Genomic DNA, 529 nt, shown 5'->3' with positions numbered 1-529 from the left:
TGTTTGGGGTTGAGCGTGGGCTGAATGGTGGGCGTTGTCGGGAGTGTTTGGTGGGTGAGTGTGGTGAGGGTGGGTCGGGGTCCGATTTCGAGGTAGAGGCCGGGATGGTGGGTCTGGTGGAGGTAGGTCAGTCCGTCGTGGAAGCGGACGGTGTCGCGGATGTGGCCGGCCCAGTAGCCGGGGTCGTTGAGTTGGTCGGGTGTGGTGGTGGACGCGGTGCGGTTGGAGGTGATCGGGATGGTGGTGGGGTGGTAGGTGAGGCTGGCTGCGACCTCCTGGAATTGGTCCAGTATCGGGTCCATCAAGGGGGAGTGGAAGGCGTGGCTGACCTTCAGCCACTGGTACTTGATGCCCTGCTCGTTCAGGTCGCTGGTGATGTGTTCGAGAGTGGTGCGGTCTCCCGATAGCACGGTGGAGTTCGGTGCGTTTGTTGCGGCGATCGCGACTGTTTCGTGTCGACTTTCGATTATGGGTCGGAGGGTCTCCTTGGTGGTGTGGGCGGTGAGCATTGCGCCGCCTGTGGGGAGGG

Annotated in this window: 1 protein-coding gene; it reads right to left on the bottom strand. The window is 62.8% G+C overall.

Annotated features, from left to right (window positions below):
* Positions 1-509 (bottom strand): acyltransferase domain-containing protein (locus AF1_RS32805; protein ID WP_157419468.1); only part of this gene is annotated, 509 nt, incomplete at its 3' end.
* Positions 510-529 lie beyond the last annotated feature (20 nt).

This window comes from Actinomadura formosensis NBRC 14204, from assembly GCF_001552155.1.
GTDB classification, from domain to species: domain Bacteria; phylum Actinomycetota; class Actinomycetes; order Streptosporangiales; family Streptosporangiaceae; genus Spirillospora; species Spirillospora formosensis.
The sequence above is the reverse complement of the archived record's forward strand: the minus strand, read 5'-3'. Positions and strand labels throughout refer to the sequence as shown.